Below are 22755 nucleotides of genomic sequence, written 5' to 3'. Positions count from 1 at the left end.
TCTTGTAAGTATGTGCTGCGTGCCGTGTCGGTGTCAGTAATCGGCGAGCCGGAACTCCCTCATGGACGGGATCACCCAGTCGGCGCGGGTCAGCACCTCCGGACGTCCGACCCCCACCGCGCGCATACCGGCGTCCTTGATCGAGGCGACGCCGGCCACCGCGTCCTCCACGCCCAGGCAGTCCTGCGGCGCGAGGCCGAGCTGGCTGGCCGCAGTCAGGAAGATCTCCGGATGCGGCTTGCTGTTGGCGATGGTCGCGGCGTCAACCACGGTGTCGAAGCGGTCGCGGATGCCGAGGCGGTCCAGCACCGTGAAGGCGTTCTTGCTGACCGAGGCCAGGCCCGTCTTCAGCCCGGCCGCGCGCACCGCTTCCAGGGCCTCCAGCGCCCCCGGCAGCAGGTCGTCCGGCGTCATGGTGGCGATCAGCTCGCGGTAGTGGGCGTTCTTGGCATCGGCCAGGTCCAGCTTCTCCTCGTCCGAATAGCTGCGCGGCGCGCGCGCCAGGATCAGGGCCAGGGAACCCATGCGGTCCACGCCCTTGAGCTCCTCGTTGAAGGCTTCGTCGAAGGGCGCGCCGATCGAGTCCGCCAGCCGCTTCCAGGCCAGGTAATGATAATGCGCGGTGTCGGTGATGACGCCGTCGAGGTCGAAGATGACCGCCTTGTACTTGCCGTGATTGCCGCTCATGCCGCCTCCATGCGAATTTCGGGGGCCGCGCGCGTCAGGTGCAGCGCCTGCCCGTGGTGGGTGAATGCCAGTTCCTCGCCATCGACCAGCCGGTAAAGCACGCCCTGGGCGTCGACCGCCACTGCCAGCAGCGCGCCATGCACGTGAACCTGGAAGCGGTAGCCTTGCCACTTGCCCGGGAGGACAGGCGCGAAGCGCAGGCCGCTCGCGCCCAGGCGCATGCCGCCAAAGCCGTAGGCCACGCCCAGCCAGGTGCCGGCCATGGCCGCCGTGTGCACGCCGTATTCGGTGTTGTCGTGGGTATTGTCCAGGTCCAGGCGCGCGGTCTCCATGAAGTAGTCGTAGGCCTTGTCGGCCTGCCCCACTTCATTGGCGATGATGCTGAAGATGCAGGACGAGAGCGAGGAATCGTGGGTGGTGACGCGCTCGTAGAAGTCGAAGTCGCGGCGCTTGTCCTCCAGCGCGAACTCGTCCGAGAGCAGCAGCAGCGCCAGCACCACGTCGGCCTGCTTGCACACCTGGTGGCGGTAGATCACCAGCGGGTGGAAGTGCAGCAGCAGCGGGTACTTGTCCTTGGGCGTGGCGGCGAAATCCCAGGGCTTCTTGGACAGGAAGCTGTCGTCCTGCTCGTGGATGCCCAGCGCTTCGTCGTAGGGCAGGCGCATGGCGTCGGCGGCGGTCTGCCAGGCCTGCAGTTCCGCCTCCTCCAGCCCGATCGCGGCGGCCACCCGCGCATATTCGCCGGGCGCCTCGGCGCGCAGGCGCTGGGCGATCTCGAGGGCGAAGCGCATGTGCATGCGCGCCATCGCGTTGGTGTAGTAGTTGTTGTTGACCACGGCCGTGTACTCGTCCGGGCCGGTCACCGCATTGATGCAGAATCGCCCCGCGCGGTCGTAGCTGCCGATGCCGGTCCAGATCCGCGCCGTCTCCAGCACGATCTCGGCGCCGTATTGGGCGATGAAGTCGAAGTCGCCGGTGGCCAGCAGGTAGAGCCGGATCGAGTAGGCGACGTCGGCGTTGATGTGGTACTGGGCGGTGCCGGCCGGGTAGTAGGCCGAGCATTCCTCGCCCGCGATGGTGCGCCACGGATAGAGCGCCCCGCGCTCGTGCGACATCTGGCGCGCCCGCTCGCGCGCCTTGGGCAGGCCGCTGTAGCGGTATTGCAGCAGCGCGCGCGCCACTTCCGGGCGCGAGAACAGGAAGAAGGGGAAGACGTAGATCTCGGTGTCCCAGAAATAGTGGCCTTCGTAGCCCTCGCCCGTCACGCCCTTGGCGGCGATGTTGGTGCGGCCGTCGCGGCCCACCGACTGCAGCAGGTGGTACTGGTTGAAGCGCACGCCCTGCTGGAGGGCATCGTCGCCCTCGATCCCGACGTCGGCCTCGCGCCAGAAGCGCTCCAGGTAGGCGCGCTGCTCGGCCACCAGCACGGCGAAGCCCTCGCCCGCCGCCCGTCCCAGCTCGGCGCGCGCGAGCGCCGGCACCTCGGCTTCGGGCACGTCGCGCGAGCTGACGTAGGCGATGTACTTGTGCAGGGTGATGCTCTCGCCTTCGCGCAGCGCGGCCGAGAACACGGCGGCGCCGTCCTGGCCTTGGCTGGACGGATGACTGCAGGCGTGCAGGACGCCGGTCGCCAGCAGGAAGCCGCTGTTGCGGGTGCGCTGCAGCAGCAGTTCGCCGCCTTCGCCGCGCTCGCGGCTGAGCACCGAGAGCGCCGGCCCGGTCACCGCCGAACCGACGCGCGGATCGTCGCCCGCCTGCAGGTTGGTGACCTCGGCATCGATGCTGGAGGCGATCTCGACCTGCCCGCTGAAGTTCAGCGCGGTCACCTTGTACTCGAGCGCCGCCACGTGCTTGCGCCCGAAGCAGACCAGGCGCCGGCTCTCGATGCGCACCCGGCGCCCGCGCGGGCTTTCCCATTCGAGCGTGCGCTCCAGCACGCCGTGGCGGAAGTCGAGGCTGCGCTCGTAGGCCAGCAGCCTGCCTTCGGCGAATCCGAAGCGCTCGCCGTCCACCGTCAAGGCGATGCGCTTGGCGTTGGGGACGTTCAGCATGAACTCGTTGGTGCGCGCCAGGCCGTAGGCATTCTCGGGATAGTGGATGGCCTCGTTCTCGTAGAAGCCGTTCAGGTAAGTCCCCTCCAGGGTCGGCCCCTGCGCCCCTCCCTCTTCATGGGTGCCGCGCATGCCGATGTAGCCGTTCCCGAGCGCGAACAGGGTCTCGTGCAGGAAGGCGCGCGGGCCATTCGCTGCGCTTTCGCGGATGCCCCAGGGTTCGGCCGGCAGCTTGCCGATGACATCGATAACATTTTCCACTTCGTTTTCCTCGTGTTGGCCGCGGGGCGGCGCTGGGTTCGCTCGTTCTGTGTGTGTTGGTTCGCTTGCTCAGGTCTGCCGCACGATCAGGGTCGTGGGCAGCATTTCGGACTGCGAGGGGCGGCCCTCGATCATGGCCAGCATCTTCCGGGCCAGCAGCACGCCGCCGTCGCGCAGGTACTGGTGCACGCTGGTCAGCGGCGGCACGAAGCTGGCCGCGCCCGGCGTGTCGTCGTAGCCGATGACGGAAATGTCGTCCGGCACCCGCAGACCGGCCTCGGTCAGGGCGCGGATGGCGCCCATGGCCAGCAGGTCGCTGGCCGCGAACAGGCCGTCGGCCGCCAGGCCCGGCTTCTTCTTGAGCAGGGTCTGGACGCAATCGAAGCCCGCCTCGAAGGTGAAGGCCTTGGGGCGCAGGATGTGCACGGTGGCGCGGCCCGAAAGGGTGTCGATGAAGCCGGCGCAGCGCTCCTGCACCTCGGCGTGGTCGACGTCGCCCAGGAACACCAGCTTGCGCCGGCCCTGCTCCAGGAAGCGTTCGGCCGCGCTGGCCCCGCCCTTGCGGTTGTCCGAGCCGACCACCACGTAGTCGCCGTCGCGCTCGGGCGCGCCCCAGACCACCAGCGGCAGATTGGTCTGCTGCAAGGTGCGCACCGCCTCGCCGTGCGAGCCCTGGCCCAGCAGGATCAGGCCGTCGGCGCCCTGCACCGGCGCCGTGTCCAGCAACTGCTTGGAGGTCAGCACCACGCTGTAGCCCGAGGTGGTCAGTTCCTGGGTGATCCCGCCCAGCAGTTCGAGCGGATAGGGATCGGACATCGGCCGGCCCTTCACCGGCGTCATCTCGACCACCACCGCCACCGAATACGAACGGCGCATGCGCAGGTTGCGGGCGCTGATGTTGAAGCGGTAGCCCTGTTCGGCCGCCAGCTGGCGGATCTTCTCGCGCGTCTTCTCGGTCACCAGCGGGCTGTCGCGCAGGGCGCGCGAGACCGTGATGGTGGAGACCCCGGCCAGTTTCGCCAGGTCTTCCATCGTCGGCGCGCTATCGCCGTTTGCCTTGTTGTGCTTCGCCAGTGCCATCGTGCTCATCGTATGTTGCGTCCCACGCATTATGACAGAACTTTTTGTTTTGTCGACACAAAATGACATCGATAACAATTTCGTTGACATCGATAACATTCGATGATTCAATGACACGACTTTCCCGAACGGATCACACATCGGGACGGGAATGCGGGGAGGAGACGCCCCGCGCGGTTTCGATTCCACGACAATAGAGAGCCCACAACATGAAGACAGCAACCCAGTTCCCGCAACTGTCCGCCATCGCCCTCGCCGTGCTCGCCCTCGGCGCCCATTGCCAGGCCATGGCCCAGGACGGCGCCCCGGCAGCCACCGGCAGCAGCGCCGCCCAGAACGCCCCGGCCACCCCGACCGCGGTGCAGAAGGAAATCCAGCAGGTGGTGGTCACCGGCACCGCCTCCGCCAGCGGCACCCGCAAGATCGACGCCGCCTTCAGCATCACCACCGCCAACGAGGAACAGCTCAAGGCCGCGGCCCCGATCAGCACCGCCGACATCATGAAGATCGTGCCCGGCGCCTATGCCGAAGCGACCGGCGGCCAGTCGGGCGCCAACATCCAGGTGCGCGGCTTCCCCTCGGGCAGCGATTCGCCCTTCGTGTCGGTGCAGCTCAACGGCAACCCGATCTACCCGGTGCCGGTGCTGTCCTTCTTCGAAGGCTCGTCCTCCTTCCGCCTCGACGACACCATCGAGCGCGTCGAAGTGCTGCGCGGCGGGCCCAGCACCATCTATTCGGTGGGCCAGCCGGGCGCCACCATGAACTTCATCATGAAGAAAGGCACGGACACCCCGGAGGGTTCGATCCGCGTCACCGCCGGCACCGGCAACCTGCGCCGCGTCGACGGCGTCTACAGCGGCAAGATCGCCGAGGGCTGGTACGGCATGATCGGCGGCTTCTACCGCGTCACCGACGGCGTGCGCAAGTCGGGCTTCCCGGCCGACGACGGCGGCCAGCTGTCCGCTTCGCTGACCCGCAAGCTGGACCAGGGCGAGCTGAACTTCTACATGCGTTCGACCAAGGACAAGAACGCCTTCTACACCGGCGTGCCCCTGATGTCGGCCAACGAGGGCCGCACCATTACCGCCTTCCCGGGCTTCGACCCGCTCAAGGGCACCCTGATGAGCAACGAGATGCGCCGCTTCACGGTCGAAGCCGCGCCCGGCCGCACCCTCAACTACGACCTGGGCGACGGCCGCGGCCTGGATTCCAACCTGTTCGGCGTCGAGTTCCAGCAGAACCTGAATGGCTGGCAGGTATCGAACAAGCTGAACTACTTCGACGGCGACCTCAATACCATCGCCATGTTCACCGGTAATAACCCGCTGCGCGCCGGCGACTACCTGGCCAGCGCCATCACCAGCGCCAACGGCAACGCCGCGGCGGTGGCGGCGGCCGGTGGCGTGCGCGCCACCACGGGCAGCATGACCTATGCCAATGGCGGCGGCGCGGTCGACCCGAACCAGCAGGTGGTGCAGGCCGGCCTGTGGGCGGTCGAGAAGAAGCTGCGCTCCTTCACCGACGAGTTCCGCGTCAGCAAGAACATCGGCGAGGACCACACCCTGACCCTCGGCGCCTATGTCGCCAACTATTCGTCCAAGGACGTCTGGTACCTGGGCAACAGCCACCTGATGACCGCCACCCCGAACGCGCGCCTGATCGACGTACGCCTGAACAACGGCGCGGTGGTGTCGAACAAGGGCAAGGAAGGCAACATCTTCTATGCGCCGGTGGCGTCCTACGATGGCGACAACACCGCCTTCTTCATTGCCGACGAATGGCGCGTGACCGACCGCCTCAAGTTCGACGCCGGTTTCCGCCGCGAGAAGCAGCGCCTGAACGCCACCATCTCGAACCTGACCTCGGTCGACCCGGACAACAACCCGCTGACCCTGTACAACAACGGCACCTCGACCCCGGACGGCAGCTTCACCGGCCTGTCGCGCGACGACTCGGTGAATTCCTTCACCCTGGGCGGCCTGTACAAGCTGGGCAAGGACAGCAGCGTGTTCGTGCGCGCCAACCAGGGCCACACCTTCATCTACTTCGACGACATGCGCAACGCCGGCACCCAGGCGGTGCTGGATGATCGCTCGCGCGTGCCGACCCCGAAGGTCAAGCAGCTCGAAGTCGGCTTCAAGACCGCGAACCCGCTATACAGCGCCTACGTGAACGCCTTCTTCACCGACTTCACCGGCATCTCCTTCCAGCAGATCACCACCACCGGCGTGCTGTATTCGGTGAGCGGCTCCAAGGGCAAGGGCGTGGAATTCGAGTTGGCCGTGCGTCCGCTGGCCGGCCTGCAGCTCCAGCTGACCGGCAACTGGCAGGATTCGGAGTACCGCGACAATCCGGCAATCGAGGGCAACACCGTGCAGCGCCAGCCGAAGTTCCAATACCGCTTCTCGCCGAGCTACCGGATCCCGATGGGCGACTACGCGCTGCGCCTGTACGGCACCTACTCGCGCATCGGTTCGCGCTGGGCCGACCAGGCTAACCAGCAGTATCTGCCGAAGTATGAAACCCTGGACCTGGGCCTGCTGGCCGAGCTGTCCGAGAAGCTGGAGTTCCGCGTCAGCGCGACCAACGTCACCAACGAGCTTGGCCTGACCGAGGGCAACTCGCGCCTGACCGCGGGCAACGCGACCGGCCCGATCAACGCGCGTCCGCTGTTCGGCCGTGCGGTGGAGGCCTCGCTGACCTACCGCTTCTAACCCCGCACCTGGCCCCTGGCTGCTTGGAAGCCGGGGGTCGCGTGTTCTCCACCCCTCTTTTGGCGGAACTGCGGTTCCGCTTTTTTTATTGTTGCACCCCAAACGTCGCTACAGGCACTGCCTGGAACACCCCCGTCGCGGAGGCGGGCACCCAAGTTAGCCAGTGTCTCGACAAGGCCACGGATGCAAGACAAGGCCACAGATGCTCGACAAGGCCACAGATTCTCGACAAGGCCACAAATTCTGGCGGAACTGCGGCTCCGCTTTCTTAATTGTTGGCCCCAAAACCGTCGTCCCCGCGCAGGCGGGGACCCAAGTTTGCCAGCGTCTCGACAACTCGAGCCGAACAAGGCGCCAAATTTTGGCGGAACTGCGGTTCCGTCTTTCTAATGTTGCCCCCAAAACCGTCGTCCCGGCGAAGGCCGGGACCCAAGTTTGCCAGCGTCTCGACAACTCGAGCAGAACTTGGGTCCCGGCCTTCGCCGGGACGACGTGCGGCGGCTAACTCTGACAGATGCTGCCGGGTGTTCGTCTGGCGCTCAGCGTGTCTCGTCCAGCTGCGCGATCGCCCTGGCGACCCCGTCGCCATACTCCGGATCGCACTTGCTGCAGTTCGAGATGTGGCGCGCCTTCACCTCGCTAGAGGCGCCGGCGATCGCGCGCGCGGTGTTCTGGAACAGCAGCTCGCGCTGCGCGGCCGACATCTTGCGGAACAGGAGGCGCGGCTGGGTGAAGTAGTCGTCGTCCACCCGGTGGTTCCAGTGGTCGGCCGCCCCCTCCAGCGACAAGGGCGGTTCGCGGAAGTCCGGCTGCTCCTGCCACTGGCCGTGGCGGTTCGGCTCATAGGAGGTGGTGCCGCCCATGTTGCCGTCGACCCGCATCGCGCCGTCGCGGTGGTAGCTGTGTACCGGCGAGCGCGGCGCGTTCACCGGGATCTGGTGGTGGTTCACGCCCAGGCGGTAGCGCGCCGCGTCACCATAGGAGAACAGGCGGCCCTGCAGCATCTTGTCCGGCGAGAAGCCCACGCCCGGCACCACGTGGGCCGGATTGAAGGCGGCCTGCTCGACCTCGGCGAAGTGGTTCTCGGGATTGCGGTTCAGCTCCAGCACGCCCACTTCGATCAGCGGATAATCCTCGTGCAGCCAGACCTTGGTGAGATCGAAGGGATTGAAGCGGTAGCTCGACGCTTCCTTCTCCGGCATGATCTGCACGTACATGGTCCAGCGCGGGAAGTTGCCGGCCTCGATGTTGTCGTACAGGTCGCGCAGATGGCTCTCGCGGTCCCCGCCGATCAGGGAAGTGGCTTCGGCGTCGCTCAGGTTCTCGATCCCCTGCTGGGTCTTGAAGGTGAACTTGACCCAGAAGCGTTCGTTGTCAGCGTTCAGGAAGCTGAAGGTGTGGCTGCCGAAGCCGTGCATGTGGCGGTAGCTGCGCGGGATGCCGCGCTCGCTCATCACGATCGTGACCTGGTGCAGGGCTTCCGGCAGATTGGTCCAGAAGTCCCAGTTGCTGTCGGCGCTGCGCAGGCCACTGCGCGGGTCGCGCTTGATCGCGTGGTTCAGATCGGGGAACTTGAGCGGGTCGCGCAGGAAGAACACCGGGGTGTTGTTACCCACCAGGTCCCAGTTGCCCTGCTCGGTATAGAACTTGATGGCGAAGCCCCGGATGTCGCGCTCGGCGTCCGCCGCCCCGCGCTCTCCGGCAACGGTCGAGAAACGCATGAACAGGTCGGTCTGCTTGCCCACTTCCGAGAACAGCTTGGCGCGGGTGTAGCGCGTGATGTCGTGGGTGACGGTGAAGGTCCCGTAGGCGCCGGCGCCCTTGGCGTGCATGCGGCGCTCGGGAATCACTTCGCGGTCGAAGTGGGCGAGTTTTTCCAGGAACCAGACGTCCTGCAGCAGGGCTGGGCCGCGCGGTCCCGCTGTCATGGTGTTCTGGTTGTCGACGACGGGAGCGCCGGCGGCGGTGGTGAGCTTGTTCATGGTTCGGTCCTGTAAATGGTGACGGACACGCTGCGGCCTGCAGCGGTTTGCGAACCAAGTGTAGCGGGACGGGGTGGGCCGGGCCATCATACCTAGGTAGGTGCTGGACCACCCCGAAATGGGTGTGCACGGCCGGGCGGCATTGGCTGCCTCGCATCCGGCCATGCAGCGCGCATCGCGGGCGCCGCAGCCCCGCCCGCGCATCAGGCGGCAGGCGGGCCGACGCGGGCGAACTTCTGGATCGTCACGCGGTCCGCCACGAGGTCCGGCAGGTCGGCCACCAGACGCTGCATGTGCGGGGTCGCGAAATGGCGGTCGAGGGCGGCGGCGTCGACCCAGTTCTCGATCATCACGTAGACCGCCGGGTCCTCGTGCGAGCGATGCAGGTCGTAGTCGATGCAGCCCTCTTCCTTGCGGGTGTCCTCGACCATCTCCAGCATGCGGCGTTCGAGGTCGGCCTCCTTGCCCGGCAGGGCGTGCAGCGTGGCGATGATCGTCAATGGCGTGGTCATGCTTGTCCTTTTCAAGAGATGGCGGCGCGGTCTGGATGGCGCGCCGCAGGGGTGCGGTCAAATCGGGCAGTATAGGCGCTTTGCGCGCGCCTTGCCGGCGCCCGGCTCAGGCCAGCGGCCGGGCCATGTAGACCGCCGCGCCCGGATACGAGCCGAGTCCGCGCCCGGTTGGCGCAGGACTCGCGGTGGCCGCGCGGTAACCCAGCCCTTCCCAGAAGGCCAGGGTATCCTGCACCGAGACCAGGGCCGACCAGGCCAGGCCTTGTTGCCGCGCCTGGTCCAGCAGGCGCCCGACCAGACCGCGCGCCACGCCGCGCCCGAGCGCGCGGCGCGCCACCGCCAGGTCGTGCAGGTAAAGCGTGTCCGGGTTGCGGGCCGGGGTGAAGCCGGCGCCGAGGTCGGTGACCAGGCCCAGGCGCGAGGGGTAGGCGAACAGATAGGCGCACAACTGGCCGTCATCGACGGCCGCCAGGCAGGTGCCGGGCGCCGCGCGCAGGCGCGCCATTACCACCTCGGCGGACTCCTGCATGGCGGGCGGATAGCATTCGGCCTGGATCCGTAGCACGGCGTCGAGATCGGATCCGGTCAGGGGGCGGAACTGGCAAGGCATGGAAACGTGGAGGCGGTGCGCCTGCGTGGCGCCGGCAAAACCACGGATGGTAGCACGTCGCCGCCGGCACGCTTGACGCGGCCCGGCTCATCGGCCATGCTATACATTCTGACAAGATCATCCGGCGCGCCAACCAGGCTCGTCTGGAAACCGCAGCCGCGGCCGGCCCATTCCGCCGGCGGCGTGGCGGACGCGTTTCCCGGACCCGGCACGGCCAGCCCGCGCCGTCCGCCATTCACTCGACCGCACCGACCACAGGATGACAGCATGAGCAGCAAGGCCGACACCGCGCCCACCCGCATCGAATACATACTCACCGCCACCTGCATGGCCGGCACCGGGATCGTGGCCGCGGTCGCGACCTTCCTGGCCGAACGCGACTGCTATATCTGTTCGCTCGAACAGTTCGACGACGATTCCACCGAGCGCTTCTTCATGCGCCTGGTGTTCCGCCAGCAGGACGGTTCGCCGGCGGTGGATGCGCTGCGCGAGGATTTCGGAACCCAGGTGGCGTCGCGCCTGCAGATGCAGTGGAAGATCCACGACCCGCGCGAAGCGGTCAAGACCGTGATCATGGTGTCGAAGTACGACCACTGCCTGGACGACCTGCTCTACCGCCGCCGCAACGGGGAACTCAACATGGCCATCACGGCCGTGGTCTCGAACCACCTCGACCTGCGCCCCATGGTCGAGCGCGAAGGCATCCGCTACGTGTTCCTGCCGGTGACGAAGGAGAACAAGGCGCAGCAGGAGGCGCGCCTGCTGGAGATCGTGGAGGAGACCGGGGCCGAACTCGTGATCCTGGCCCGCTACATGCAGATCCTGTCGGACGAACTGGCGCGCCGCCTGGCTGGGCGCTGCATCAATATCCACCATTCCTTCCTGCCCGGTTTCAAGGGCGCCAAACCCTATCACCAGGCCTTCGATCGCGGCGTCAAGCTGATCGGCGCCACGGCCCACTACGCCACGCCCGACCTGGACGAAGGGCCGATCATCGAACAGGTGCTGACGCGGGTCGACCACACCTTCCGGCCGGAGCATCTGGCGCGGGTCGGCCGCGACAACGAGTGCATGGCCCTGGCCGCCGCGGTCAAATTCCACATCGAGCGCCGCGTTTTTGTCGACGGCAACAAGACGGTGGTCTTCCGCGGCCCCTGACACGGGCCGAAGCTAGCGGATCTGGGCGACGTCCACGCCGTCCACCGCGGCCACGGCGTCCAGCCGCACCACTTCGCCGCTGTCGAGCAGCGCGTATTCCACCCCGCCTTGCGTATACAAGTCGCGGATGCTGGCCACGCGCGTGCTGGTGGCCCCGCCGCGGCAGTTCACTTCGATCGCCACCTTGCGGCGCTGGACCGCGATGGCCTCCAGCGTGTCGTAGAGCTCGCAGCTCACCGGCTCGTAGGGTCCGGACGCAAGTGTCAACTCTTCCATGGCTCCTCCTGTCACGTTGATGCCGAAGAGGCATTATCGCCGCCGCCGCGCCGGCGCGCCTCCCACTTTGGTGGATCCAGGGCCGCCAGGTATTGCGCGGCGCTACCGGCCGTAGCGCGGCGCGCGCCCGCCGCCACGCGCGCTTGCCGCCCCGCGCCGTGGCGGCGAAGATGCGCACACCTTCCATCCGGAGATGCCCATGAAACACCTGCTGCTTGCCACCCTCCTTAGCGCCGCCTGCGCCACCGTCCACGCCGAAGCGGACGCCTCGAATCCCTCACGCGCCCTCAGCCAGGTCACCGCCTCGGTGGTCGGCGGCTCGGTGCTGGTCAGCGCGGCCGGCGGCAGCCTGGTCGTCGAGAGCGTCAACGCCGTCGGCGACGGCATCGAGGTCGTGGTCCGCAACGCGGCCGACGCCAGCCGCGCCACCCTGCGCCTGTCCGGCAAGGCCGCCGGCGGCATCTCGATCGCGGCAGGAACGGTGCTGGAGGTGCTCGCCACCTCCGCCGGCCAGTTGCTGGTCCTGTCCGGCAAGGCGATCGCCTTCCTGCCGAACGAAGCCGGCAAGGCCCTGCTGCACTCGGCGCGGGCCAGCTGACATGACGCGCCTGCTCGCCCTTATCCTCGCCGTACTGCTCGCGACCGCCCTGCCCGCCCGCGCCGGCCAGGGCTGCTCGGAAGCCCCGCTCGGCGCCAGCGAGGCGCTGCAGTCGATCGAACTGGCGCAGCGCACCGTGCGCGTCCTCGAAGACAGCGGCGCCAGCGTCGCCCTGGTGTCGCGCGCCGGCCAGGACCTCGACCGCTATGGCGTGCGCTACTCGCACATGGGGATCGTGGTGCGCGAGCACCACGCGGGGCGCTGGACCTTGGTCCACGCCCTCAACGATTGCGGCTCCGACCGTTCCGCCCTCTACGACGAAGGCATGGGCAACTTCTTCCTGTCCGACCTGTTCCGCTTCGAGGCGCAAGTCGTGATTCCCGGCCCGGAGCTGCAGGCCCGGCTCGCGCGGGCGATGGCGGCCAGGGCCGGCCTGCGCCTGCACGAGCCGCGCTACAACATGCTGTCCTATGCCTTCTCCACCCGCTACCAGAACTCCAACCAGTGGGTGCTGGAGACCTTGGCTGCGGCCGCCGCAGACGAACCCGCGCCCGGGCGGGAGGCCGCCCAGCGCTGGCTGCGCCAGGCCGGCTTCGCCCCGATCACGGTCGAGATTCCGGCCTCGGTGCGCCTGGGCGCCCGCCTGTTTCGCGCCAACGTCGCCTTCGACGACCACCCGACTGCGCGCCGCCTCGCCGGCCAGATCGACACCGTGACCACGGAATCGGTCGCGCGCTTCGTGCTGGCCCGCGACCCGGCGGCGCGCGTTCTGGTCATACGTTAACGGTCGGCAAACATCCTTCCACCTGCGCCACGCCGGGCGGTTGCGGAAGCGATTTCGGTGTGTGACTTAACCGAGCGACAACCGCCAGCGGTGTAAGGTCGGGCCTCCGTTCATCGAGGGGAAGGCCATGGAACTCTACAAGCAGTACCCGCTGCGGCTGCACATCAATCGCCAGGAACGACGGTTCGAGGTCGAGTCCTGGGTCACCCTGCTCGACCTGCTGCGCGAGCGCGCCGGCCTCACCGGGACCAAGAAGGGCTGCGACCACGGCCAGTGCGGTGCCTGCACCGTCCTGGTCGACGGACGCCGCATCAATGCCTGCCTGACCCTGGCCGTGATGCAGGACGGGCGCGAGATCACCACCGTCGAAGGCCTGGCAGAGGGAGAGGCCCTGCACCCCTTGCAGGAGGCCTTCATCGAGCACGACGCCTTCCAGTGCGGCTACTGCACCCCGGGCCAGCTCTGCTCGGCCCTGGGCCTGATGCAGGAAGGCCAGGCCCGTACCCGCGACGACGTGCGCGAACTCATGAGCGGCAACCTGTGCCGCTGCGGCGCCTACCCCCAGATCGCCGACGCCGTCTGCGAAGTGCTCGGGATCGAACAGCAGCGCGGCGAAGCCGAGCGGCGCCAGGACCGCGGCCCCTTCACCACCGGGGGGGTGCTGGCATGAATCCCTTCCTCTACACCCAGCCCGCCGACCTGGACGGGGTGCTGGCCGAGATCGCGCTCCAGGACGCCAGGCCGGTCGCCGGCGGCACCAACCTGCTCGACCTGATGAAGGCGGGGGTGCCACCCGCCGACCTCGCCGCGCCGCAGCGCCTGGTCGACATCACCCGCATCGCGGGCCTCGACGGCATCGAGGAAGACGGCGGCGGCCTGCGGCTCGGCGCGCTGGCGCGCAACGCCGACACCGCCTACCACCCGCTGGTGCGCGAGCGCTACCCGCTGCTGTCCAGCGCCATCCTGGCCGGGGCCTCGGCCCAGTTGCGCAACATGGCCACCAACGGCGGCAATCTGATGCAGCGCACCCGCTGCATCTACTTTTACGACACCGGGACGCCCTGCAACAAGCGCGAGCCCGGCAGCGGCTGTCCGGCGCGCGAGGGCCTGAACCGCCAGCTCGCCATCCTCGGCGCCAGCGAGCACTGCATCGCGACCCATCCGTCCGACATGTGCGTGGCCCTGCGCGCGCTCGACGCCACGGTGCACGTGCGCGCCCGCGATGGCCAGCGCAGCATTCCCTTCGCCGACTTCCACCGCCTGCCCGGCGAGCATCCCGAGCGCGACAACACCCTGGAGCCGGGCGAACTGATCACCCACCTCAGCCTGCCGGACGCCGACCGTTTCGCCGCCCACAGCGCCTACCTCAAGGTGCGCGAGCGCCTGTCCTATGCCTTCGCGCTGGTGTCGGTGGCGGCCGCCCTCGACATCCAGGGAGGATCGATCCGCGCGGCCCGCATCGCCCTGGGCGGCGTGGCCCACAAGCCCTGGCGGGTCGAGGCAGCCGAAGCGCTGCTGGCCGGGCGTGCGCCGGACGCCGGCGCCTTCGCCGAGGCCGCCGAGCTCCTGCTGCAGGGCGCGCGCGGCTACGGCGAGAACGACTTCAAGTTGCCGCTGGCGCGCAACGCCATCGTCCAGGCCCTGGGCATGGCCGCCCGCGGCACCGCCTACGCGAAGGGAGAACGAGCATGAGCGACCTGATTCCCGAACTCGAGACCCCGACCGCGCCCGAGGGCACCGGCCGGGTGCACAGCGGCATGCGCGTCTCGCGCGTGGACGGGCGCGCCAAGGTGACCGGCGCGGCGCGCTACGCTGCCGAGCAGCAGGCGCCCGACCTGTGCTACGGCGTGGCCGTCAACAGCACCATCGCGCGCGGCCGCATCCGCCGCATCAACCTGGTCGACGCCCTCACGTCCCACGGCGTGATCGCCATCCTCACCCACGAAAACCGGCCCAAGATGCGCGAGACCGACCTCGCCTACAAGGACATGACGGCGCCGGGCGGCTCGCCCTTCCGCCCCCTGTTCAGCGAGCGCATTTTCTATAGCGGGCAGCCGGTCGCCCTGGTGGTCGCCGACACCTTCGAGGCCGCGCGCCACGCGGCCGGCCTGGTGCGGGTCGAGTACGAGAGCGAGGAGCACGACACCAATCTGCTGGCGAGCCTCGACCGGGCCTACAAGCCCCGTCCGCTGAAGGCCGGCTTCACGCCGCCCAGCTCCACCGGCGATGCGCACCAGGCCTTCGGCACGGCCCCGGTGAAGATCGACGCCGAGTACTACAGCGGGGTCGAGCATCACAACCCGATGGAGATGCACGCTTCCACCGTGATCCGCAGCGAGGACGGCCACCTGACCATCTACGACAAGACCCAGAGCTCGCAGAACTGCCGCTGGTACGTCTCGCGCGCCTTCGGGCTGGGCAAGGACAAGGTCACGGTGCGCAACCCCTACGTGGGCGGCGCCTTCGGCTCAGGCCTGCGTCCCCAGTACCAGCTACCGCTGGCCGTGATGGCGGCGCTCAAGCTCAAGCGCTCGGTGCGGGTGGTGCTCACGCGCCAGCAGATGTTCAGCTTCGGCCACCGCCCCGAGACCTGGCAGCGGGTGCGCCTGGCGGCCGACCGCGACGGCCGCCTGCAGGCCATCCTGCACGAGGCGATCCAGGAGACTTCGCGCCTGGAAGACTATGTGGAAGTGGTCGTCAACTGGTCGGGCCAGCTCTACGCCTGCGAGAACATCGAACTGGGCTACAAGCTGGTGGCCCAGGACCGCCACTCGCCGATGGACATGCGCGCGCCGGGCGCGGCCCACGGCGTGCACGCGCTCGAGGTGGCAATGGACGAACTGGCCTACGCGCTCAGGATGGATCCGCTCGAACTGCGCCTGAAGAACTATACCGATGTCGCCCCGATCGAGGACAAGCCCTTCTCGTCCAAGGCCCTGCGCGACTGCTACCGGCTGGGCGCCGAGCGCTTCGGCTGGGAGGGCCGGCCGCTGGAACCGCGCGCCAAGCGCGACGGCGAGGAACTGGTGGGCTGGGGCATGGCCACCGGCATCTGGGATTCGCTGGTGATGGTGGCGCGCGTGTCGGCCGTGATGCACGCCGACGGGCGCCTGGTGGTGTCGAGCGCCGCCTCGGACATCGGCACCGGCACCTATACTGTGATGTCGATGATCGCGGCCGAGGCCATGGGGCTGCCGATGGAACGCGTCACCTTCCAGCTGGGCGATTCGACCCTGCCGATGGCGCCGGTCGAGGGCGGCTCCTCGCACGTTGCGACGGTGGGCTCGGGCATCGTCGGCGCCTGCGACAAGCTCAAGAAACATCTGCTGAAGCTGGCGGCAGCCATGTCCGGCTCTCCCTTCGCGGGGGCCAAACTGAAGGACGTCGAATTCGCCGACGGCGACCTGGTGCTGCGCGCCGACGCCACGCGCCGGGTGGCGCTGTCCGAGGTGCTGGCGGCCAGCGGCCGGGACCGGGTCGAAGAGAAGTTCCTGATGACGCCCCAGATGCTCAAGCAGCGCAAATACACCCGCGCCGTGCATTCGGCCGTGTTCTGCGAGGTCAAGGTGAACGAGGCGCTGGGCATCGTGCGCGTCACCCGGGTGGTGAGCGCGGTCGCCGCCGGGCGCATCATCAGCGCCAAGACCGCGGCCAGCCAGGTGAGCGGCGGCGTGGTCTGGGGCATCAGCCAGGCCCTGCACGAGGAAACCTATACCGACCACCGCTTCGGGCGTTTCATGAACCATGACTTCGCGGGCTACCACGTGGCGGCCAACGCCGACATCCACGAGATCGAGGTCATCTTCGCCGAGGAGGACGACCGCATCGTCAGCCAGCAGCTCGGCGCCAAGGGCGTGGGCGAAATCGGCCTGGTCGGGGTGTCGGCGGCGGTGGCGAACGCGATCTTCCACGCCACCGGCAAACGCCTGCGCAGCACCCCGATCACCCCGGACAAACTGTTGCTGGGAGACCGCAGCCTGCCGGTCGCGAAACCGGGCTGAAACCCGGGCGGCGCCGCAGCAGGCGCCGTAGTAGTTGATGCTCAGCAATTAATACGCGGGTGGCGCGGAAACGCCATCCGTAGTATCCCCTAGTTGCGTCAATCATATGTTGTCCGGTATAACCCGGAATGCGTACGTACGCGCTGTAAAACCAACAATACCGAGATCAGAGGACGACACCATGAAATTCAAGACGATGTGCACGGTCGCGTGCATGGCCATGTTCGGCGCCGGCCTGGCCCAGGCGCAGGGCTATCCCACCAAGACCATCACCATGATCGTGCCGTTCGCGGCGGGCGGTCCGACCGACACCGTGGCGCGTCTGGTCGCCCAGTCGATGGGCAATACGCTCAAGCAGCAGATCATCATCGAGAACGTCGGCGGCGCCGGCGGCACCATCGGCGCCGCGCGCGTGGCCAAGGCCGCGCCGGACGGCTACACCATCTTCCTGCACCACATCGGCCACTCGACCGCCCCCTCCCTGTACCGCAAGCTGAGCTACAACGCCCAGAACGACTTCGAGACCATCGGCCTGGTCACCGACGTGCCCATGACCCTGGTGGCGCGCAAGGACTTCCCGGCCAAGGACTTCAAGGAGCTGCTGGCCTACGTCAAGGCCAACAAGGACAAGGTCACCTACGCCCACGCCGGCCTGGGTTCGGCCTCGCACCTGTGCGGCATGCTGCTGCAGACCGCCATCGGCGTCGACCTGACCACCGTCGCCTACAAGGGCACCGGCCCGGCCATGAACGACCTGCTGGGCGGCCAGGTGGACATCATGTGCGACCAGACCACCAACACCACCAGCCAGATCAAGGGCGGCAAGATCAAGGTCTATGGCGTGACCACCAAGGCCCCGCTGGCCGCCCTGCCGGGCGTGCCGACCCTGGCCTCCTCCGGCCTGCCGAACTTCGAAGTCGCGGTCTGGCACGGCATGTACGCGCCGAAGGGCACGCCGAAGCAGGTGATCGATACCCTCAGCAACGCCCTGCGCGGCGCGCTCAAGGATCCGACCGTCAAGCAGCGCTTCGCCGACCTCGGCACCGAGCCGGTGGCCGACGAACGCGCCCGCCCCGAAGCCCTGCGCGCCCATGTAAAATCCGAGATCGACCGCTGGGGTCCGATCATCCATAAAGCCGGCGCCTACGCCGACTGAGGACGCGGACCTCCCGCGCCGCAAGACCGGTCCCGCCGGCCCTTTAGGGCCGCGCGGGACCTTCCCGTACAACAAGCTTTGAATAATCGACGAGAGGGGACCACCACGTGCCATCCTTCATTCGCCATCCGAAGGACTTTTGGACCGGCATCATCTTCCTGTTTTTCGGCCTGGCCGCCGTCATCATCGGCCAGGATTACGAAATGGGCACTGCCGGCCGCATGGGTCCCGCCTACTTCCCGACCGTGCTCGGCGGCCTCCTGAGCATCATCGGCGCGATCGGCGTGATCCGTTCCTTCCTGCGTCCGGGCGAAGCCATCGGCCGCTTCCACATCAAGGAACTGGTGCTGATCCTGGCAGCCGTGATGCTGTTCGGCTTCCTGGTGCGCACCGCCGGCCTGGTGCCCGCGGCCGTGATCCTGATCATGGTCAGCGCCTTCGCCAGCCCCAAATTCCATCTCGGTAAGACCATCGCCCTGGCCGCCGGCCTGGCGCTGTTCGCCGTGGTGCTGTTCGTCAAACTCCTGGGCCTGCCGATGCCGATCTTCGGCTCCTGGTTCGGTGGATAAGTAAAAGAATATGGAAATCCTCGCCAACCTCGGTCTGGGCCTCGAAACGGCCTTCACCCTCACCAACCTGATGTACTGCCTGATCGGCGTGTTCGTCGGCACCGCCGTCGGCGTACTGCCGGGCCTGGGTCCGATCGCCACCATCGCCATGCTGCTGCCGGCGACCTTCGGCCTGCCGCCGATCTCGGCGCTGATCATGCTGGCCGGTATCTACTACGGCGCCCAGTACGGCGGCTCGACCACCGCGATCCTGGTCAACCTGCCGGGCGAATCGTCCTCGGTGGTGACCGCCATCGACGGCTACCAGATGGCGCGCAACGGCCAGGCCGGCAAGGCCCTGGCCACCGCCGCGATCGCCTCCTTCTTCGCCGGCACCGTCGCCACGGTGCTGCTTGCCCTGGCCGCGCCGCCGCTGGCCGACCTCGCCCTGAAGTTCGGCCCGGCCGAATACTTCTCGCTGATGGTGCTGGGCCTGGTCGCTTCGGTGGTGCTGGCCAGCGGCTCGCTGCTCAACGCGATCGGCATGGTGGTCCTGGGCCTGCTGCTTGGCCTGGTGGGCACCGACGTCAACTCGGGCGCCGCGCGCTACACCTTCGACCTGCCGCAGCTGGCGGACGGCATCAACTTCGTGATCATCGCGATGGGCATGTTCGGCATCGGCGAGATCGTGCGCAACCTGGAGCACGACGAGACCCGCAACCTCCTGATGAAGAAGGTGAAGGGCCTGACCCTGGACAAATCCGACCTCAAGCGCATCATCGGCCCGGTGCTGCGCGCCACGGGCCTCGGCTCCCTGCTCGGCATCCTGCCGGGCGGCGGCGCGATGCTGGCCTCCTTCGCCTCCTACTCGATCGAGAAGAAGGTCTCGCCCAATTCGCGCAACTTCGGCAAGGGCGCGATCGAAGGCGTGGCGGCGCCGGAAGCGGCCAACAACGCCGGCGCCCAGACCTCCTTCATCCCGATGCTGACCCTGGGCATCCCGTCCAACCCGGTGATGGCCCTGATGATCGGCGCCATGATCATCCAGGGCATCCAGCCGGGTCCGGCCGTGATGACCGAGCAGCCGGCGCTGTTCTGGGGCCTGATCGTCTCGATGTGGTTCGGCAACCTGTTCCTGGTGGTGCTCAACCTGCCCATGATCGGCCTGTGGGTGCGCATGATCATGGTGCCTTACCACTACCTGTATCCTGCGATCCTGATGTTCTGCGCGATTGGCGTGTTCAGCCTGAACAACTCGGAATTCGACGTCTGGCTGATGGCCCTGTTCGGCCTGCTCGGCTACGTCTGCGCCAAGCTGGGCGCGGAACCGGCGCCGATGCTGCTCGGCTTCATCATCGGACCGATGATGGAAGAATACCTGCGCCGCGCGCTGCTGCTGTCGCGCAGCGATCCGATGGTGTTCCTGGAGCGTCCAATCAGCGCCACCATGCTGGTCCTGGCGGCGGTCGCGATGGCGGTGGTGTTGTCGCCGTCGCTGCGCAAGAAGCGCGAGGAAGCATTCCAGGAAGACTGATTCCTGCCGGCTCCCATAAGCCCGCCCCGGCGCAACGCCCGGGCGGGCTTTTTACTTCCATCTGATCCGGCGTGCAGGCGCGCCCGCCGCCGGCAGAACGTCTCTGCACCGGAGCCCGGTTCCAACTCCCTGGCCTTCCGGGCCATGTCCCCTGCACCTCAGTCGAAGCTGCGTTGGCGAAGCAATAGGGCCGCCCCGGCCAATCCCACCCACATCAGGATCCAGAATGCGTCCATCCCTGCCAGCAGCGCCGTCTGCTGCGCCAGCGGCGCGCCCGCGTCGAGCGTCGCCTCGGCCAGGCGCGCGCCGTGCAGCGCGCTGCGCTCCTGCAGCAGCACCCCCGTCGCGCCCACGCCCAAGGCCAGGGCCGGCTGGCCCATCATGTTCTTCAACTGCTGGGCCTGGGAAAACACCACGTTGTCCGCCATGAAGTCCTTGAAGCCATGCACCGCCGTGGTCGCCATCCCCAGCACCAGGAAGCCGCCGAACAGCCCGATGCGGAAGGTGATGCTGTCCCAGGCATGGGCGCGCGGGTCGAGGTGGGAGAAATACCAGCCGAGCAGCGCCAGCATCAGAAAGCCGGTGACGTAGAACTTGGTCGCGTGCGGCCGGCGCTTCATCATCAGCAGCAGGACGATGAAGGCCGGTATGGTGAAGGACATCCCCACCGTCTGCAGCTGGCCGGCCTGCTCGAAGCCGACGCCCAGGGCCCGCTGCACAAGCTGTGGCAGGCCGGCGTTGACCAGCCCCAGCACCACGTAGCACAGGCTGAAGATGGCCAGCGCGGCGCGGTAGCGCCCGCTTTTCAGGACCGCGAGCTGCAGGAAAGGCTGTTCGCGCCGCGCATGCGACAGGCCGAAGGCCAGCAGCAGCACCAGGCCGGCCGCGAGCAGCGCCAGCACATGCAGGCGCTCGCCGTGCCAGTCGTAGCTCAGGCGCTGGGCGGCGTACATGGTCAGGCCCGCGCCTGCGCCGAGCAGGACGGCATCAAGCACATACAGGCGGCTCGGCCGGCCATCCAGCGTGACCGCGTCCAGCGGCAGCCAGCGCGCCGCCAGCGCCGCGGCCCCGATGGCGGCCAGCGCCAGCGCCAGGAACATGCCGCCCCAGGCCTGGTGGCCGACCATCAGCGCCGCGGCGCCCGGCCCGAGCGTGATCCCGAGCGAGAGCGCGCCGCCGAAGGCGGCGATGCCCTGCATGCGCTGGGGCGAGGGCGGAATCAGGTTGACCAGCATGCGAGAGAAGGTCATGAACACGCCCCCGCCCATCGCCATCAGCACGCGGCCGAGCGCGAACACCGGAACGCTGCTGCTGCCCGCGCACAGCCAGGCGCCGAGCACGAAGCACAGCAGGGCCGACAGCAGGTAGTTGCGCCAGCCCAGGCGCTGCACCAGCACCGTGAGCTGGGAAATCGACAGCACGGCCACGCTCGCGTACAGCGCGCTGATCGCCGCGTACTCCTCGGGCGCGGCGCCGATATGGCCCTGGATCGGTCCGGCGGCGAAGACCAGCATGCCGGTCTGGAAGAACTCGATGAAGTTCAGCAGGAAGATCGCGGCCAGCAGGGCGGGACGCGGGATCGACGGGAAGCCCATGGCGCGCCCCGGCTCAGCGCGCGGCGGTGGCCTTGTCGACCCCGCCCAGCGCGCGCTGCACCGCCTCCTCGGCGCCGACGTCCTCGGCGGCATAGACCGCGGTCTCGTAGCGGTGGCGGCTGCTGCCCGCCCCCATCAGCGTGGGACCGTCGCGCCGGCTGGTGTCGATCTCGACCTTCATCGACAGCCCCAGGCGCAGCGGATTACGCGCCACTTCGCGCGGATCGAGGGCGATCCGCACCGGCACCCGCTGCACCACCTTGATCCAGTTGCCGGTCGCGTTCTGGGCCGGCACCTGGGCGAAGGCGCTGCCGGTGCCCGCTTCCTGGCCGGCCACGCGCCCGTGGAACGTGACCTTCCTGCCATAGGCGTCTGCGGTGACGGTGACCGGCTGGCCGATACGCACGTCGTGCAGCTGGGTTTCCTTCAGGTTGGCCGTGACCCACATCTGGTCCAGGGGCACGATCGCCATCAGGGGCGCGCCCGGCGCCACCCGCTGGCCAAGCTGCACGTTGCGGCGGGCGACGATGCCGCCAACCGGCGCGGCCAGGGCGGTGCGCTGCAGGCTGACCGCCGCGTCGCGCACCTGGGCGACCGCCGCCGCTACCTCGGGATGGTTCTCGACGGTGGCGCCGTCGACCAGGGCATGGCTGGCGCTGGCCTGCTGGCGCGCCGCCGCCAGGGCCGCGCGCGCGGCGGCCACCGCGTCCTGGGCGTGGCGCAGCTCTTCGCCGGCGATGGCGCCGCTGTCGGCCAGCTCGCGCCGGCGTCCCAGATCGCTCTCGGCCCGCGCCAAGTCGGACTCGCGCTGGGCCACGGTGGCGCGCATCTGCCCGACGTTCGCGAACTGCGCGCGCACGCCTCGCGCCGCGCGGGCCAGCCCGGCCTCGGCGCGGTCCAGGGCCAGCCTGGCGTCCAGCTCGTTGAGCTGGACCAGCACCTCGCCGGCGCGCACGAAGTCGGTGTTGTCGGCGCCGATGCGGGTCACGGTGCCCGCCACCTGGGGCGTCACCTGGACCAGGTTGCCCTCGACGTAGGCGTCCTCGGTGAACTCGGTGTTCGGCTTGAGGTGCAGGATGCCTGGCGCGCTGATGGCGATGCCGGCCGCCGCCGCGGCCACGGCGGCCGCCAGCCCGGCAGCCAGGCGGATTCGTCCGCGCCCGGGCGCCTTGTCTGGGGTGGTGGTGTTCTGCATGATGACTCCGGAA

Annotated in this window: 19 protein-coding genes; 10 read left to right on the top strand and 9 right to left on the bottom strand. The window is 68.3% G+C overall.

The genetic code is table 11. The annotated features are described in order from the left end of the window. Positions 1–33: 33 nt before the first annotated feature. From pgmB to B0920_RS05265, 3 genes are all read right to left on the bottom strand, one after another. Positions 34–687 (bottom strand): beta-phosphoglucomutase, encoded by a 654-nt coding sequence (gene pgmB, locus B0920_RS05275; RefSeq protein WP_078031503.1) that lies wholly within the window; start codon positions 685–687, stop codon positions 34–36. Continuing rightward, complete coding sequence (locus B0920_RS05270; RefSeq protein WP_078031502.1) at positions 684–2999, bottom strand: glycoside hydrolase family 65 protein; 2316 nt, start codon at positions 2997–2999, stop codon at positions 684–686. Before B0920_RS05270 ends, pgmB begins: the two co-directional genes overlap by 4 nt. Positions 3000–3068: 69 nt before the next feature. Further along, entirely contained in the window at positions 3069–4088 is a 1020-nt protein-coding gene (locus B0920_RS05265; protein WP_229455190.1) for a LacI family DNA-binding transcriptional regulator, read from the bottom strand. 200 nt (positions 4089–4288) lie between these two features. Here B0920_RS05265 and B0920_RS05260 point away from each other — a divergent pair, with 200 nt between their 5' ends. Further along, positions 4289–6793: a TonB-dependent siderophore receptor gene (locus B0920_RS05260; RefSeq protein ID WP_078031500.1), complete on the top strand. Its 2505-nt coding sequence runs from the start codon at positions 4289–4291 to the stop codon at positions 6791–6793. A 539-nt stretch (positions 6794–7332) separates the two neighbouring features. Here the strand turns inward: B0920_RS05260 and B0920_RS05255 are convergent. From B0920_RS05255 to B0920_RS05245, 3 genes are all read right to left on the bottom strand, one after another. Continuing rightward, on the bottom strand, positions 7333–8775 hold the full coding sequence (locus B0920_RS05255; protein ID WP_078031499.1) for a catalase: 1443 nt from the start codon (positions 8773–8775) through the stop codon (positions 7333–7335). Between the two features lie 203 nt (positions 8776–8978). Continuing rightward, the gene (locus B0920_RS05250) at positions 8979–9287 is read right to left on the bottom strand and encodes a putative quinol monooxygenase (RefSeq protein ID WP_078031498.1); all 309 of its coding nucleotides are present in this window, start codon (positions 9285–9287) and stop codon (positions 8979–8981) included. A gap of 106 nt (positions 9288–9393) precedes the next feature. Continuing rightward, positions 9394–9897, bottom strand: coding sequence for a GNAT family N-acetyltransferase (locus B0920_RS05245; protein ID WP_078031497.1), 504 nt, complete (start codon positions 9895–9897; stop codon positions 9394–9396). A 267-nt stretch (positions 9898–10164) separates the two neighbouring features. On the opposite strand from B0920_RS05245, the gene purU reads away from it, so the two are divergent. Beyond that, positions 10165–11055: a formyltetrahydrofolate deformylase gene (purU, locus tag B0920_RS05240; protein WP_078031496.1), complete on the top strand. Its 891-nt coding sequence runs from the start codon at positions 10165–10167 to the stop codon at positions 11053–11055. Between the two features lie 12 nt (positions 11056–11067). On the opposite strand, the gene B0920_RS05235 is transcribed toward purU, so the two are convergent. After that, positions 11068–11331 (bottom strand): hypothetical protein, encoded by a 264-nt coding sequence (locus B0920_RS05235; protein WP_143745653.1) that lies wholly within the window; start codon positions 11329–11331, stop codon positions 11068–11070. Positions 11332–11530: 199 nt separating this feature from the next. Between B0920_RS05235 and B0920_RS05230 the strand changes: the two genes are divergently transcribed. From B0920_RS05230 to B0920_RS05195, 8 genes are all read left to right on the top strand, one after another. Next, positions 11531–11929: a hypothetical protein gene (locus B0920_RS05230; RefSeq protein WP_078031494.1), complete on the top strand. Its 399-nt coding sequence runs from the start codon at positions 11531–11533 to the stop codon at positions 11927–11929. 1 nt (position 11930) lies between these two features. Further along, entirely contained in the window at positions 11931–12713 is a 783-nt protein-coding gene (locus tag B0920_RS05225) for a DUF2145 domain-containing protein (protein WP_078031493.1), read from the top strand. A 127-nt stretch (positions 12714–12840) separates the two neighbouring features. Further along, entirely contained in the window at positions 12841–13383 is a 543-nt protein-coding gene (locus B0920_RS05220; protein ID WP_078031492.1) for a (2Fe-2S)-binding protein, read from the top strand. Next, positions 13380–14405 (top strand): xanthine dehydrogenase family protein subunit M, encoded by a 1026-nt coding sequence (locus B0920_RS05215; RefSeq protein WP_078031491.1) that lies wholly within the window; start codon positions 13380–13382, stop codon positions 14403–14405. The genes B0920_RS05220 and B0920_RS05215 overlap by 4 nt, the downstream gene beginning before the upstream one ends. Beyond that, a complete protein-coding gene (locus B0920_RS05210; protein ID WP_078031490.1) occupies positions 14402–16714 on the top strand; it encodes a xanthine dehydrogenase family protein molybdopterin-binding subunit in 2313 nt (770 codons plus the stop codon). Before B0920_RS05215 ends, B0920_RS05210 begins: the two co-directional genes overlap by 4 nt. 181 nt (positions 16715–16895) lie before the next feature. After that, entirely contained in the window at positions 16896–17870 is a 975-nt protein-coding gene (locus tag B0920_RS05205; RefSeq protein ID WP_078031489.1) for a tripartite tricarboxylate transporter substrate binding protein BugD, read from the top strand. Between the two features lie 107 nt (positions 17871–17977). Further along, positions 17978–18439 carry a tripartite tricarboxylate transporter TctB family protein gene (locus B0920_RS05200; RefSeq protein ID WP_078031488.1) on the top strand — a complete coding sequence of 154 codons (462 nt, stop codon included), beginning with the start codon at positions 17978–17980 and terminating at the stop codon, positions 18437–18439. 10 nt (positions 18440–18449) lie between these two features. Beyond that, positions 18450–19952 (top strand): tripartite tricarboxylate transporter permease, encoded by a 1503-nt coding sequence (locus B0920_RS05195; protein WP_078031487.1) that lies wholly within the window; start codon positions 18450–18452, stop codon positions 19950–19952. Between the two features lie 158 nt (positions 19953–20110). Here B0920_RS05195 and B0920_RS05190 read toward each other — a convergent pair whose 3' ends face one another. After that, positions 20111–21547 (bottom strand): MFS transporter, encoded by a 1437-nt coding sequence (locus B0920_RS05190; RefSeq protein ID WP_078031486.1) that lies wholly within the window; start codon positions 21545–21547, stop codon positions 20111–20113. A 13-nt stretch (positions 21548–21560) separates the two neighbouring features. Beyond that, positions 21561–22742 carry an efflux RND transporter periplasmic adaptor subunit gene (locus tag B0920_RS05185; RefSeq protein ID WP_078031485.1) on the bottom strand — a complete coding sequence of 394 codons (1182 nt, stop codon included), beginning with the start codon at positions 22740–22742 and terminating at the stop codon, positions 21561–21563. Positions 22743–22755: the final 13 nt, after the last annotated feature.

Source organism: Massilia sp. KIM, from assembly GCF_002007115.1.
Taxonomy (GTDB): Bacteria; Pseudomonadota; Gammaproteobacteria; order Burkholderiales; family Burkholderiaceae_D; genus Telluria.
This window is presented reverse-complemented; position numbering and strand designations above follow the sequence as displayed.

What these genes read in the sequence shown, in the direction of transcription:
- B0920_RS05190 (WP_078031486.1), bottom strand. Translation starts at nt 21,547, where the DNA reads ATGGGCTTCCCGTCGATCCCGCGTCCCGCCCTGCTGGCCGCGATCTTC.
- B0920_RS05235 (WP_143745653.1), bottom strand. Translation starts at nt 11,331, where the DNA reads ATGGAAGAGTTGACACTTGCGTCCGGACCCTACGAGCCGGTGAGCTGC.
- B0920_RS05220 (WP_078031492.1), top strand. Translation starts at nt 12,841, where the DNA reads ATGGAACTCTACAAGCAGTACCCGCTGCGGCTGCACATCAATCGCCAG.
- B0920_RS05215 (WP_078031491.1), top strand. Translation starts at nt 13,380, where the DNA reads ATGAATCCCTTCCTCTACACCCAGCCCGCCGACCTGGACGGGGTGCTG.
- pgmB (WP_078031503.1), bottom strand. Translation starts at nt 687, where the DNA reads ATGAGCGGCAATCACGGCAAGTACAAGGCGGTCATCTTCGACCTCGAC.
- B0920_RS05185 (WP_078031485.1), bottom strand. Translation starts at nt 22,742, where the DNA reads ATGCAGAACACCACCACCCCAGACAAGGCGCCCGGGCGCGGACGAATC.
- B0920_RS05205 (WP_078031489.1), top strand. Translation starts at nt 16,896, where the DNA reads ATGAAATTCAAGACGATGTGCACGGTCGCGTGCATGGCCATGTTCGGC.
- B0920_RS05265 (WP_229455190.1), bottom strand. Translation starts at nt 4,088, where the DNA reads ATGAGCACGATGGCACTGGCGAAGCACAACAAGGCAAACGGCGATAGC.
- B0920_RS05255 (WP_078031499.1), bottom strand. Translation starts at nt 8,775, where the DNA reads ATGAACAAGCTCACCACCGCCGCCGGCGCTCCCGTCGTCGACAACCAG.
- B0920_RS05250 (WP_078031498.1), bottom strand. Translation starts at nt 9,287, where the DNA reads ATGACCACGCCATTGACGATCATCGCCACGCTGCACGCCCTGCCGGGC.
- B0920_RS05260 (WP_078031500.1), top strand. Translation starts at nt 4,289, where the DNA reads ATGAAGACAGCAACCCAGTTCCCGCAACTGTCCGCCATCGCCCTCGCC.
- B0920_RS05210 (WP_078031490.1), top strand. Translation starts at nt 14,402, where the DNA reads ATGAGCGACCTGATTCCCGAACTCGAGACCCCGACCGCGCCCGAGGGC.
- B0920_RS05195 (WP_078031487.1), top strand. Translation starts at nt 18,450, where the DNA reads ATGGAAATCCTCGCCAACCTCGGTCTGGGCCTCGAAACGGCCTTCACC.
- B0920_RS05225 (WP_078031493.1), top strand. Translation starts at nt 11,931, where the DNA reads ATGACGCGCCTGCTCGCCCTTATCCTCGCCGTACTGCTCGCGACCGCC.
- B0920_RS05230 (WP_078031494.1), top strand. Translation starts at nt 11,531, where the DNA reads ATGAAACACCTGCTGCTTGCCACCCTCCTTAGCGCCGCCTGCGCCACC.
- purU (WP_078031496.1), top strand. Translation starts at nt 10,165, where the DNA reads ATGAGCAGCAAGGCCGACACCGCGCCCACCCGCATCGAATACATACTC.
- B0920_RS05245 (WP_078031497.1), bottom strand. Translation starts at nt 9,897, where the DNA reads ATGCCTTGCCAGTTCCGCCCCCTGACCGGATCCGATCTCGACGCCGTG.